Source organism: Gracilibacillus oryzae (genome assembly GCF_009498735.1).
Classification (GTDB): Bacteria; Bacillota; Bacilli; order Bacillales; family Amphibacillaceae; genus Gracilibacillus; species Gracilibacillus oryzae.
Map to the genome: position 1 here is coordinate 12,181 of NZ_ML762438.1, position 13,318 is coordinate 25,498.

Annotated in this window: 13 protein-coding genes and 1 pseudogene; 11 read left to right on the plus strand and 3 right to left on the minus strand. The window is 36.4% G+C overall.

The genetic code is table 11. The features are described from left to right. The 7 genes and pseudogenes from F9U64_RS23115 to F9U64_RS15805 form a co-directional block, all read left to right on the plus strand. Window positions 1-96: pseudogene (locus F9U64_RS23115) on the plus strand (kinase/pyrophosphorylase); the annotation flags it as partial. Between the two features lie 373 nt (window positions 97-469). Beyond that, window positions 470-2,299 (plus strand): DNA primase, encoded by a 1,830-nt coding sequence (dnaG, locus tag F9U64_RS15780; protein WP_153405788.1) that lies wholly within the window; start codon window positions 470-472, stop codon window positions 2,297-2,299. A 22-nt stretch (window positions 2,300-2,321) separates the two neighbouring features. After that, a complete protein-coding gene (gene rpoD / locus F9U64_RS15785; RefSeq protein ID WP_153405791.1) occupies window positions 2,322-3,437 on the plus strand; it encodes an RNA polymerase sigma factor RpoD in 1,116 nt (371 codons plus the stop codon). A gap of 126 nt (window positions 3,438-3,563) precedes the next feature. Further along, a complete protein-coding gene (locus F9U64_RS15790; protein WP_153405794.1) occupies window positions 3,564-4,106 on the plus strand; it encodes a hypothetical protein in 543 nt (180 codons plus the stop codon). Window positions 4,107-4,239: 133 nt separating this feature from the next. Beyond that, window positions 4,240-4,641 carry a cytochrome c550 gene (gene cccA, locus F9U64_RS15795; protein WP_153405796.1) on the plus strand — a complete coding sequence of 134 codons (402 nt, stop codon included), beginning with the start codon at window positions 4,240-4,242 and terminating at the stop codon, window positions 4,639-4,641. Window positions 4,642-4,733: 92 nt separating this feature from the next. Then, entirely contained in the window at window positions 4,734-5,432 is a 699-nt protein-coding gene (locus tag F9U64_RS15800) for a tRNA (adenine(22)-N(1))-methyltransferase (protein ID WP_153405799.1), read from the plus strand. Then, window positions 5,419-6,501: a Nif3-like dinuclear metal center hexameric protein gene (locus F9U64_RS15805; RefSeq protein ID WP_153405813.1), complete on the plus strand. Its 1,083-nt coding sequence runs from the start codon at window positions 5,419-5,421 to the stop codon at window positions 6,499-6,501. The genes F9U64_RS15800 and F9U64_RS15805 overlap by 14 nt, the downstream gene beginning before the upstream one ends. 204 nt (window positions 6,502-6,705) lie before the next feature. Here F9U64_RS15805 and F9U64_RS15810 read toward each other — a convergent pair whose 3' ends face one another. Then, complete coding sequence (locus F9U64_RS15810) at window positions 6,706-7,650, minus strand: 4-hydroxy-3-methylbut-2-enyl diphosphate reductase (protein WP_153405816.1); 945 nt, start codon at window positions 7,648-7,650, stop codon at window positions 6,706-6,708. 136 nt (window positions 7,651-7,786) lie between these two features. Here F9U64_RS15810 and F9U64_RS15815 point away from each other — a divergent pair, with 136 nt between their 5' ends. Next, complete coding sequence (locus tag F9U64_RS15815; protein ID WP_153405819.1) at window positions 7,787-9,100, plus strand: DEAD/DEAH box helicase; 1,314 nt, start codon at window positions 7,787-7,789, stop codon at window positions 9,098-9,100. 21 nt (window positions 9,101-9,121) lie between these two features. Then, window positions 9,122-10,015, plus strand: a complete 894-nt coding sequence (locus tag F9U64_RS15820) for a deoxyribonuclease IV (protein WP_153405823.1) — start codon at window positions 9,122-9,124, stop codon at window positions 10,013-10,015. A gap of 114 nt (window positions 10,016-10,129) precedes the next feature. Here the strand turns inward: F9U64_RS15820 and F9U64_RS15825 are convergent, their stop codons facing one another. Further along, the gene (locus tag F9U64_RS15825) at window positions 10,130-10,414 is read right to left on the minus strand and encodes a DUF2624 family protein (RefSeq protein ID WP_153405826.1); all 285 of its coding nucleotides are present in this window, start codon (window positions 10,412-10,414) and stop codon (window positions 10,130-10,132) included. A 381-nt stretch (window positions 10,415-10,795) separates the two neighbouring features. Here F9U64_RS15825 and F9U64_RS15830 point away from each other — a divergent pair, with 381 nt between their 5' ends. Together F9U64_RS15830 and F9U64_RS15835 are read left to right on the plus strand one after the other, a co-directional pair. After that, window positions 10,796-11,500, plus strand: coding sequence for a lytic transglycosylase domain-containing protein (locus tag F9U64_RS15830; RefSeq protein ID WP_228275757.1), 705 nt, complete (start codon window positions 10,796-10,798; stop codon window positions 11,498-11,500). A gap of 83 nt (window positions 11,501-11,583) precedes the next feature. Then, window positions 11,584-12,003 (plus strand): DUF4190 domain-containing protein, encoded by a 420-nt coding sequence (locus F9U64_RS15835; RefSeq protein ID WP_153405829.1) that lies wholly within the window; start codon window positions 11,584-11,586, stop codon window positions 12,001-12,003. Window positions 12,004-12,057: 54 nt separating this feature from the next. Here the strand turns inward: F9U64_RS15835 and ispG are convergent, their stop codons facing one another. Then, window positions 12,058-13,161, minus strand: coding sequence for a flavodoxin-dependent (E)-4-hydroxy-3-methylbut-2-enyl-diphosphate synthase (gene ispG / locus F9U64_RS15840; protein ID WP_153405832.1), 1,104 nt, complete (start codon window positions 13,159-13,161; stop codon window positions 12,058-12,060). Window positions 13,162-13,318: the final 157 nt, after the last annotated feature.

Genomic DNA, 13,318 nt, shown 5'->3' on the forward strand with positions numbered 1-13,318 from the left:
GGCTGTCCTGTCATTGATGTATCCAATAAAGCAGTGGAAGAAACGGCGAATATAATACTTAACATGATTAATCAGCCATACTGGAATATGGAATAAAAAGCAAATAAAATTATTAGCTTTAAATACCTTATTGTTGGAAAAAATAAAAAAGTGTTATATAATACTTTTTTGGGAAAATGGTTTTTAACCTTAATATTTATTAAAATTAGAACAAAAATAACTTGTATGCTAATTTTTTATAATAAATTTCTCTGTAAAAGAAGGAATTTATTTATTTTTGTAGAATTGTTATTCATAAGTTATTTTATTTTTCGACAAAAATTGATTTATATATTATCGTTGTTTAATTATTGAAGCAGAAGGTAATAGGAGTAATAGAAAGATTATATAGTTTGTCTTTCATAGCATAAATTGAAAAAAATGTCGAAATGGACTGAAAAACAGAATTGATTGGAAATTGGTGATTATTATGGCAAATCAATATCACTTAGATGATGACACAATTGCTACTATCCAATCATCAAACGATATCGTTGATGTTGTTGGCGATTATGTGCAACTTAAGAAGCAAGGGAGAAATTATTTCGGCTTATGTCCGTTTCATTCAGAAAATACGCCATCTTTTTCCGTTAACCAGGAAAAACAGATATTTCATTGTTTTGGTTGCGGCAAAGGAGGCAATGTTTACACATTCTTAATGGAATTGGAAGGTTTTTCTTTTCCACAGTCTGTTCAGCACTTAGCTGAAAAGTCTGGCCATAAACTGGAAATACCCCAATTTGACAGCGACAATGAGGGTCGATCTACAACAGAAGAACAATTGATTCTGGAAGCATATCAATGGTTAGCTAAATTATATCATCATTTGTTATATCATACAAAAGACGGGAAGAAAGGATTGGAATACCTCCACCAAAGGGGCTTTTCCGATGACGCCATTGAGAAGTTCCAAATTGGATTTTCTCCACAATCAAGAGATTTTATTGTGAAATTTCTGGAGAAGAAAGGTTATCACCGCCAGTTAATGGTGAAAGCAGGCTTTTTAACAACGAATGACCAAATAAATTACTTTGATCGCTTCCGCGGAAGAATTATTTTTCCCATTCGCAATGCTATTGGCAAAACGGTAGGATTTGGTGGGAGATCAATCGATAACCAGGAACCTAAGTATTTAAACAGCCCAGAATCGGAACTTTTCCAAAAAAGTAAGCTTCTTTATAATTTTGACAATGCTAGAAGTGAAATTAGAAAGAGAAATGAAGTCATTCTTCTGGAAGGTTATGCAGATGTGCTTGCCCTTTACCAGGCAGGTGTAATGAATGCTGTTGCTTCACTTGGTACTTCATTCACTGATTCTCATGCCAACATACTAAGAAGATATGTAGAAACGGTTGTGATCTGTTTTGATGGGGATACAGCAGGTCAAAATGCAACTTATAAAACATTAAAACTTCTGAAAAAAGTTGGCTGTAATGTGAAGATTGCCATGCTTCCCAATGGTTATGACCCAGATCAGTATATTCAGGAATTTGGTGCAGAGGCATTTCGCCATACGATCCTTGATACTAGTGCTTCTGAAATGACTTTTTTAATTAGTCACTTAAAGAAGAATTATAATTTGAATCAAGAAGGAGATCGGCTGCGGTATGTCGAAAATATTATTAGTGAAATAGCACTACTTGATAGTTCGATCAAACGGGACCATTATTTGCGGGAACTTTCGGAACAGTTCTCACTTTCTTACGAGGCATTGCAACAAGATTTAGCAGTGAAAATGCAAAATAGCAAAAAAAATGATGATAACAGTAAGAAGTTTGGTAATACTAATGAAGGAATTCGAAACATTTACCAAAAAAAGCAAAAAGTTTTACCTGCCTATCATAAAGCGGAAAGACAGCTGATCGCCTTTATGCTTCAAAATGCTCATATCGCTGAACGAGTGCAGGAGACATTAGGTTCAAAATTTAATATTGAGCAGCATCAAATTATTGTAACCCATTTATATGGCTTTTATGAGGCTGGCAACCAACCGAATCCTAGCCATTTTCTTACATTTATAGAAGATCAGGCAATACAAAAGCTGGTTGTAGAGATATCTATAATCGACTGTAATTGGGAAATATCAGATAGAGAGCTGGATGATTATATTTATACAATTTTAGCTGAACAGAATGATAAAAGTCAGATTAGACAACTGGAAAGAGAACAAAAAATGGTTGAAAAGACTGATCCAGTGAAGGCAGCGCAAATTGCGATGGAAATCATCAAGCTTAGACAAGAATCAAAAAGAGGAAGTTAGCTTTTGGAAGGAGGGGCAACTCATGGCAAATAATAAACCTTCACGTTCTAAAGAAACTGATTTAACACTAGAGCAGGCAAAGGAACAGTTACTCGAAATCGGTAAAAAACGTGGTGTTTTAGCATATGAGGAAGTAGCAGAAAGATTGTCAAATTTTGAATTGGAATCAGATCAGATGGATGAATTTTACGAACATTTAAACGAACAAGGTGTAGAGGTTTTAGGTGATTCTGATGAAGACCCTACTTTACAGCAATTATCAAAAGAGGAAGAATTTGATCTTAATGATTTAAGTGTTCCGCTTGGAATTAAAATAAATGATCCTGTTAGAATGTACTTAAAAGAAATAGGCCGAGTAGATCTGTTATCTGCATCTGAAGAGATTGATTTAGCTAAAAAGATTGAAGAAGGCGATGAATATGCCAAGAAGAGATTAGCTGAAGCAAACTTAAGACTTGTTGTCAGTATTGCTAAACGCTATGTCGGAAGAGGTATGTTATTCCTTGACCTTATTCAAGAAGGAAACATGGGTCTGATTAAAGCCGTAGAGAAATTTGATTTCAGAAAAGGGTTTAAATTCAGTACGTATGCAACATGGTGGATACGCCAGGCAATCACTCGTGCTATTGCTGATCAGGCGCGTACAATCCGTATTCCTGTTCATATGGTGGAAACCATTAATAAACTGATCAGGGTTCAAAGACAGTTACTGCAGGACTTAGGCAGAGAACCAACTCCAGAAGAAATCGCCAAAGAAATGGAGTTAACACCTGATAAGGTAAGAGAAATTCTTAAGATTGCTCAGGAGCCTGTTTCACTCGAGACTCCTATCGGGGAAGAGGACGATTCACATTTAGGAGATTTTATTGAGGACCAGGAAGCAACATCACCTTCTGATCATGCGGCGTATGAATTGCTTAAAGAGCAATTGGAAGACGTATTAGATACATTAACAGATAGAGAAGAAAATGTATTAAGACTACGTTTCGGATTAGATGATGGAAGAACGAGAACGTTAGAAGAAGTAGGAAAAGTATTTGGAGTGACAAGAGAACGGATTCGTCAAATAGAAGCGAAAGCCTTAAGAAAATTGCGTCACCCAAGTCGAAGCAAACGATTAAAAGACTTTTTAGAATAAAAAAACATCCTACCTTCTGTGGTTGATCATGGAAGGTAGTTTTAATGTATTGTTTTCTGCATTAAAAAATTATCAAGATTTACCGATATATAGATAGAATGGAAAATAACTTTAGGGACGATGTTTATGAATGCAGAAAGAAAAGAAATCATTTTAAAAGAGATTCGTTACTGGAAATCTCATCAGCTTCTGCCTGTTCATTATTGTGATTTTTTAATTGCATTATATACGGAAGGGGAAGGGGAGAACGAGAGCTCAGAGGAACAGGAAGCGAAGAATACCCCTTATTATTTATTCTATTATTTTTTTAATACTTTTTTACTGCTTATTCCACTGCTGCTCTATGTAACAGTGGAAAATGATATATGGAAAATAATTCCTGCCATAATCGTACTGCTGCTGAATATTTGGATGATTAGACTGTTTAAAAAACACGATCGATTAAATGAAGACTATGCTGTAATGATATTGTTTGTGAATTTTCTATTCTCTTCTTCTTTATTATTAAATGAATGGTTCCATGTTAACTGGATTACTTACTTGTGGATTTATATCAATAGTCTGTCATGGATTGTTTTTGGCAAATGGAAAAAACAGTTGTTTGTACAAATAGCTGGTGTTTTTGTCTTCATAATTGCCTGTATTCTGTCAGGTTTTTATTATTTTTAGTCAATTTGATGAAAATTTATTTGTTTTGCTTTTCTAATTAGTTAATATAAAGTAAAATAGAGATGGTTTTGTATTATGTTTTTCTATACATAATGAAATGAAAAAGAGACGGTATACTGAAGGAGGAATGATCATGAAAAAAAATCCAGTTATACCTTTTGCATTAATTGCAGTATTAGGTATATTAGCAATGATTGTTTTATCAGTAGCTGGTTTAGACCAGCAAGAGAAAATTGCTAATGGCGGTGGAGAAACAGTCGAAGCTGATCCTGAAGCACTTGCACAAAATTGTATAGGCTGTCATGGCGGCGATTTGGAAGGTGCATCAGGACCTAGTTTGCAAAATATTGGTGATAAGTACTCCGTTGAAGAAGTACAAGATATTATTGTAAACGGTATAGAAGGCACTGCAATGCCCGCAGGACTAGTTTCTACTGAAGAAGCAGCAATTTTAGCAGAATGGCTGGTTACTGGTGAGACTGGTGGAGAAGCCGCTGAAGGGGAAGAAGCTGCTGAGGAAGAAGCAGCACATTAATATATTGTAAAAAGAAAAGCTTTCTGTTAATGTGACAGAAAGCTTTTTCTTACAGACTGTAACTAAAAACAATAGAAAGAAGGATAAGATCTATGTTATCCAAAAGATTGAAAAGTGTGGCAAAATATCTGGAAAAACCGGTATTTTTTGCTGATATAGGTTCAGATCATGCTTATTTACCATGTTATATTTGCTTAAAGGACCCGGAAGCAAGAGCTATAGCAGGTGAAGTAAATGAAGGACCATACCAAAGAGCTAAAATGACAGTGATAGAGAATAGTTTATCTGATAGAGTTGGTGTCAGAAAGGGCAATGGACTAGAAGTTCTTCATGAGAATGATTCCGTCAATCAAGTTACAATTGCAGGTATGGGTGGCAAGTTGATTACAAAAATACTGGAAGAAGGCCAGGATAAACTGGAAGATACAAGAAGATTAATTTTACAGCCTAATATTGATGCACATATTGTTAGACAATGGCTGATAACTCATTTCTACCAGATAACTGCAGAGGAAATTTTAGAAGAAGACGGGTACATATATGAAATTGTAGTGGCTGATAAAGTAAACAATCAACCAGTAATGACAAGAAAAGAGTTGTTATTCGGACCGAAACTAGTTCAAGAGAGAAATGAAGTTTTTATGAAAAAATGGCACTCAGAACGAGAGAAAAGACTGGAATTGTTAACTTCGATGAAAAAAGCAAAACAAGTTCCCGGCGAAAAAATAGCACAGTGGGAAAATGATATTCAATTGATCGAGGAGGTTATACATACCAATGACAACAGTTAAAGACATCATCCAGCTGTTTGAACAATGGGTTCCCGCACATTATGCGGAGAATTGGGATAATGTTGGATTGCAAATTGGCAATCTGAACAATCAAGTCAAAAGAATAATGACAACATTGGATGTAACTGAACAAATTGCTGATGAGGCAATAGAGAATGAGGTTGATTTGATTGTCGCCCATCACCCTTTATTGTTCCAGGGGCTGAAACAAATAGAGGAAAATAATTTCAAAGGAAAGACTATCCATAAATTAATCAAACATAATATCTCTGTATATGCCGCACACACCAACTTGGATGTTGTTAAAGGTGGGGTAAATGATTTGCTTGCAGACAAACTGCAATTGGTCAATCGAGAGGTACTTGTTCCAACAATTGCAGAAAAGCTTTTTAAACTGGTAGTATATGTACCTGAAACTCATACTGCTGGCTTTATTGAGAGCAATTACAGTCATTGTACATTTAGAAGTGCAGGAACAGGGACTTTTAAGCCATTAGAAGGTACCAATCCATTTATTGGACAAGAAGGTACGGTTGAACATGTGAAGGAAGAGCGAGTGGAAACGATTGTAAAAGAACAGCACCTGAAAGAAATCGTTCAAGTCGCAAAAAATGCTCATCCATATGAAGAAATGGCATACGATGTATTTCCAACAGCTAATCAGGGCGAAATTTTAGGATTAGGCAGAGTTGGCACTGTCTCACATCCAATGAAATTAGAAGATTATGCTGCAGCAGTAAAAGAGATTTTTGAAGTACCATATGTTCGCTTTGTAGGAGATCCTGATAAAACAATAGAAAAAGTAGCAGTCCTTGGAGGCAGCGGAAAAGGATATATAAATGATGCAAGGAAACATGGGGCAGATGTTTATATTACCGGTGATTTAAGCTTCCACGACGCACTGGATGCTAAAGAGCAAGGAATCGCCTTGATTGATCCCGGCCATCATATAGAACAAGTAATGAAAGACGGAGTTAAAACTTATTTTGAACAAAATATGCAGAAACTGCCTAATAGAGTGGAAGTCATTTGTTCCAATATACCAACAGAACCATTTCAATGGAAATAAAAATCCCCAAAAGTTTAGACTGTCTTGTCTAACTTTTGGGGTTCCGTATATAAACTCTTTTTTTCACAGCGCCAACCGTCTGTAATAAAGATTGACGAAAAACGAAAATAGTAAGTGGAGGATAAGCAGACGCTAGGTATCCTGATTAGTTTCACTAATGATCAGTAGGGTTTACAAAAATCCCCCACTGATCAAAGTCTCACTTTATTTTGCTTTTACTTTCGGCAAGATTTTCTCTTTTTTCACTTTCGAACTTAGATCCCAAGTTTCAGAATTTTCAGGATCATATTTCTCAATAAAAGTAATAACCTCTTTCGTAATCGGTGTTGGTGTGGATGCACCAGCTGTCACTGCTACTTTCTCTACACCATCTAACCAGTTAAGATCGATTTCTGTAATATCAGCAATCCGATACGCTTGTGTTCCGGCATGTTGAATGGAAACCTGTGCCAGGCGGTTGGAATTATTACTGCGCGGATCGCCGACAACTAATGTAAGATCAGCTTCTTTTGCCTGTTCTGCAACCGCTTCTTGCCTTACCTGTGTTGCCATACAAATTTCCTGTTCCATTTCTGTTTGTGGGTATTTGGCTTTGACCAGCTGCATCACATCATAAACATCCCACTGGCTCATTGTTGTTTGATTTGTTACTAAGATTTTCGCATCCTCATCAATTGTAAGCCCTGCTACATCTTCTTCAGTTTGAATAAGATGCACATGGTCAGGTGCGACTCCAATAGCCCCTTCCGGCTCTGGATGCCCTTTTTTGCCAATATAGACAATTTGATAGTTTTCTCTCACTTTTTCTCTTATTAAATCATGGGTTCTGGTAACATCAGGACATGTTGCATCAAGAACGGTTAATCCTTTTTGTTCTGCCTTCTTTTTTACTTCTGGCGATACACCATGTGCGGTAAAAATAACAGTACCGTTATCGATTTCTTCAAGTAAATCAGAACGGTTCTTCCCGTCTAATGTGTAAACCCCTTGATCTTCAAATGCTTTTGTAACGTGTGAATTATGAACAATCATACCAAGTATATATATAGGTCGAGGTAGATTGGGATCCTTAACAGCGTTCTGCGCAATGACCATTGCATCGACAACTCCATAGCAATAACCACGCGGTGCAATTTTGATTACTTCCATTCGGCTTCCCCCTCTGTACTTTCTCTCACATATCAAGTAGAATATTAAATAATGGACACGATTTTGTCCAATACTTTTATTATAAAGGTATTTTCACCAATTGACAAAGATATTTGTTAGTTAAAAGGAGATTATAATGGAAAAACACTTATTTAAACAATATGCGTTAGATGAATGGATGAATAACGTCATCGGCGAACTAGGTTTTTATGAACCGACACCGATTCAAACCAAAGTTATTCCAGAGGCTTTGCATGGCAAAAATATTATCGGACAATCGGAAACAGGCTCAGGTAAAACACATGCCTTCCTTATCCCATTATTAAACAATTTGGATGATACGTTACAGCATACGCAAATAATATTAACAGCACCAACAAGAGAGTTAGCGATACAAATATATGATGAAGTGAAAAAAATCATGCAATTCGCGAATAAAGAAGACGTTTGGCGAGCGAAATTAATTATTGGCGGGACAGATAAAAAACGGATGATAGAAAAAATGAAAGAACCACCGCACATTATCGTAGCAACGCCAGGAAGACTGCTTGACTTATTGAATGAAGATGTATTAGATATTTATTCAGCTAAGTCATTTGTAATGGATGAAACAGATTTAATGCTTGAGTTAGGTTTGATTGAAGAAATTGATAAAATTTTGTCAAAGGCAGATCCAGATATTCAAGTAATGGTATTCTCAGCCACTATCCCGGAGAAGTTACAACCATTTTTAAAGAAATATCTGCAATCTCCCAAATATATAAAAATTGATGATCGTTTAGCACCAGAGAAGATGGAACATCGTATGGTGCCGCTTAAACACCGGGAACCAGCGAATGTAATACAACAAATATCTCAACTAATTCAGCCATATTTAGCCATTATTTTCACTAACGGGAAAGAAAGAGCAAATGAATTAGCGGAAAAGCTTCAGGAAAAGGGAATGAATGTTGGACTGATTCATGGCGGCCTATCACAAAGAGAGCGAAAAAGAGTATTAAAAGAAATCCAGCAACTGAAATACCAATATATTGTTGCAACAGATCTTGCTGCAAGAGGAATTGATATCAAAGGTGTCAGCCATGTTATCAATGCAGAGTTACCAAAAGAGGACAGTTTTTATATCCACAGAGTCGGCAGGACAGCAAGAGCAGGGATGGAAGGTACTGCTATCAGTTTATATACAGAGCAGGATTTAGAACTTGTGAAAAAGCTTGAGAAAAAAGGTATTACGTATACTTTCTACGATATTGTAAAAGGCGAATGGCAGGAAACTAAGGCATGGAATGCAAGACAGACAAGGAAAAAGCACGAAAACGAAGCTGAAAAAGAAGCCTGGAAGCAAGTAAGAAAGCCGAGAAAAGTAAAACCTGGCTATAAAAAGAAAATGAAATATGAACAACAGAAAGCAAAGAAAAAAATTCAAAGAAACGCTTTTAAAAAGAAATAGAAACAGGGAGAGAATCAATATATGTTAAAAATCGGATCACATGTCTCGATGAGCGGGAAAAAAATGCTGCTTGCATCAAGTGAAGAAGCAGCATCGTATGGTGCCAATACATTTATGATTTATACAGGTGCCCCGCAGAATACGAGAAGAAAAGCAATTGAAGATTTAAATATTGAAGCAGGAACGGCTCATATGCAGGAAAACGGCATTATGGACATTGTTGTTCATGCCCCGTACATTATTAATATTGGGAATGCCGTTAAAAAAGAAACATTCGAGCTTGGAGTGAATTTCTTAAAAAGTGAAATCGACCGGACAGAAGCACTTGGTTCAAAGCAAATTGTTTTACACCCTGGTGCACATGTTGGTGAAGGGGCAGAAGTGGGGATCAAAAAAATAATTGAAGGATTAAATGAAGTATTAGATCCTGAGCAGGATGTTCAGATTGCTTTAGAGACAATGGCAGGAAAAGGTTCAGAGATTGGACGTTCATTTGAAGAATTAGCCCGGATTATTGATGGGGTAACACATAATCAGAAGTTATCTGTCTGTATGGATACGTGTCACATACACGATGCTGGCTACAATGTAGTGGAAGATTTTGATGGAGTATTAAATCAATTTGATAAAATTATCGGAATAGACCGTATCAAAGTAGTCCACGTAAATGACAGTAAAAATGTCCAAGGTGCGGCAAAAGACCGGCATGAAAATATTGGATTTGGCCATATTGGTTTTGAAGCATTACACAAAGTTATTACCCATCCTCAGCTGGAAAGCCTGCCTAAGATATTGGAAACACCATATGTTGGAGAAGACAAGAAAAACAAAAAAGCACCATATAAGTTTGAAATTGAAATGATTAAAAATGGTTCATTTGAAGATGATTTAAAAGAAAAAATTATGGGCCAATAATTGGCAGAAGAAAAATCCGAACAGATTCCACGCTGAAGTCAGCATGAATATGTTCGGATTTTTCACATGATTTTATCTAGATTATCATTGTCAACACCAAAGTATCTTTTAGAATTACTGGAACATATCCTCAATTCCATATTCTTTAATCAACTTTTGAAAAATCTGCTGGCATTTTTGCGCTGTCTTCAAGTCCGTAATTTGTGCTAATTTTTTCAGCATTTGCGTACGGTCTGAGGCTCTTGTTGGGTCATAGCTGTTATTTTTAAGATGCTGGCTGATTTTTTCTGCTTGTTCTTTTGTCAGTGGGATTTCATATTGCTTGGCGTAATTGTAAAGTGTAACTGGATCAAGTGATTGAAGTTTACGTAAAAGAATCATCTTCTTGAATCCATTCATCTGTTTAAAACTCCTTTACCATAAAGTGACGACCAAATCTTCCTAATAGCGCGTGTTCAAGAAGTCGGCAAAGTAGAAGCAGAAGGTCGAGGCGGTGCAGTGAGGAGCATCGGAATGCAGGCTTTAAATACGTGAGAAGCGGACTCGCGAACCAACGAAGAGATTCGCCGCTTATCGTTTGGTGACTTTTTCAATATCCTCTAATATATTTTATTTATAATATATGAAAAATATGTTTAGTTGTTGCCAAAATTGGGCATATAGAATGAGTGTATAATTTGCACTAATCGACATTATTCGATATTATCTATCGTTATGAGGAAATGCTTACCAATATCGAATAGGTCAAAATGTAATGGAACAGAAAAGGAGTGTAACAAATTGCTGAAAAAACTTCAATGGCTTGGCATTGTGATGGTGTTTTTGGTTGCATGTATCAGCATTTATAAAGTATCACAATATAAAACACAAATTAATCATTTGCAAGCTGACAAAATGGAATTATCCAATAAGATTAATGAAATGGAAACACAAACAGCATATTTACTTAATAATCAGACACTACAGCTCAATTCCTCTAATTATCAATCATGGGAGAATTACTTTGAAAAAGCAGAAGTTATGGTCAAAGACAGTGAGGGAAGGTTTTTACGGCCATGGGCTACTTTTTTAGTCAAAGAAGCGGAAAAATATAATATTGATCCTTTTTTAGTGTACGAACTCTTAAAAGTGGAGACAGGAACAACGTTTGACCCTGGATTAGTTGGTCCTGAAACGAAATATGGACATGCCTACGGAATGGCTCAGTTTATGAAGAATACAGCACCATGGGTTGCAGAAATGGCAGAACTTCCGTATGAAGATGAATTATTATATGATCCTTACTACTCGATTAAGCTTTCTTTAGTTTATTTAGATTATTTACATGATCGTTATGGAAATTGGAACGAGACCTTAACTGCCTATCACAGAGGGATGACTGGGATGAAACAGTATAAATTGAAAAATGGACATGCCAAAAGTGAGTATGCATTGATAATTCAGACAAACGCAAAAGAACATGGTTTATTAGCAATTGCAAATTAGCGACAGGAAATATTACCACGAAAATATTCGGCATTGGTAGACATACTAGTAATGTACCTCTAACTGACAAGGAGGGTTGTAGTATGTCAGAAGACCAAAATAAAAGCAAAGAACTCGATCATATAGAGGATGCACCAGAATATGACCAAAATGACCATAATACAAAACAATTTGCACCTACTGATGAGCTGTATGCTGTAGACGAAGCGTATAAGAGAGACGCGGAGACAGCACAGGAACTAACGGCTAACGAATTTAACCGGCCAATAGATAATCATGAACAAGGTACGCAAATGCAATCAAATGTTAATACAATGTTTGGTTGGGTCGGCTTGATATTGGCCATCGCATCATTCTTTATGTGGCCTTTATTGATGGCAGTAGGTGGTTTGATTTTTGGATTTATTTCCAAAAAGCAAGGTGCAGACACATTGGGTAATGCAGCAATAGTGATTTCTGTCATCTCCATCATCGTTTCTCTAATCTTGATACCATTGTTCTAACCAAGAACAAATATAAAAAACAGCATGCCTGACATTGGCATGCTGTTTCCTTATTTATACTTCTTGCGCTTCTGCTTTTTGTTTTTCAAGATATTCTTCGGCAATTTTATCTACTTCTTTTTTCAATTCCTCGACCATTGTTTCTTCAGGTACTTTTCGGATAATTTCCCCATGACGGAATAATAGTCCTTCACCTCGTGCACCTGCAATACCGATATCTGCTTCTCTAGCTTCACCAGGACCGTTTACGGCACATCCTAATACAGCTACTTTAATCGGTGCTTTAATTGTGGAAATATAATCTTCCACTTCATTTGCAATTTTAATTAAATCAATTTCAATTCGTCCACAAGTAGGACAAGAAATTAATGTGGCTGCATTTGAAGCAAGACCGAATGTTTTCAACAATTCTCTGGCAACTTTTATTTCTTCCACAGGGTCTGCACTTAACGAAATACGCATCGTGCTACCAATCCCTTTACTTAGAATGGCACCCATACCAGCAGCACTCTTGATGCTTCCTGCAAATAATGTACCGGATTCCGTAATCCCAAGGTGTAACGGATAAGGGATTACTTCTGCTGCTTTTTCATATGCTTCGATCGCTAATCGTACATCTGAAGCTTTAAGTGATACGACAATATCATGAAAATCAAGATCTTCTAAAATTTTAATATGGTGCAAGGCACTTTCCACCATTCCATCAGCGGTTGGGTAACCATATTTTTCTAAAATATGGCGTTCAAGCGAACCAGCATTTACCCCGATTCTAATCGGAATGCCTTTCGCTTTTGCTGCATTTACAACAGCTTCCACTTTGTCTCTTTTCCCGATATTACCAGGGTTGATTCTGATTTTATCTGCTCCGCCTTCAATCGCTTTTAGTGCTAACTTATAATTAAAATGTATGTCAACTACTAATGGTATATTTATTTGTTTTTTAATCTCAGGAATGGCATTCGCTGCACGTTCATCAGGACATGCTACACGAACGATTTGACAACCTGCTTCTTCCAGACGCTTTATCTCGTTTACAGTTGCTTCCACATCATGTGTTTTCGTTGTTGTCATGGATTGGATAACAACTTCATCTTTACCGCCAACCATAACATTTCCAACTTTTACAGGTCGTGTATCCTTTCGGTGTATTAAAGCCATAAATAAAATCGCTCCCTTTGTATATTAACCTAGATAGGTTATTGTTCTATCTCTGTCCATTATAAAGCTTAAATGCTAAAATGAGAAGTAACAACACTTTAATTCTTTTTTTAGTGAGAGTTTGAATATCCTCCACTAGTAAGAGTTCAAAGAGCCG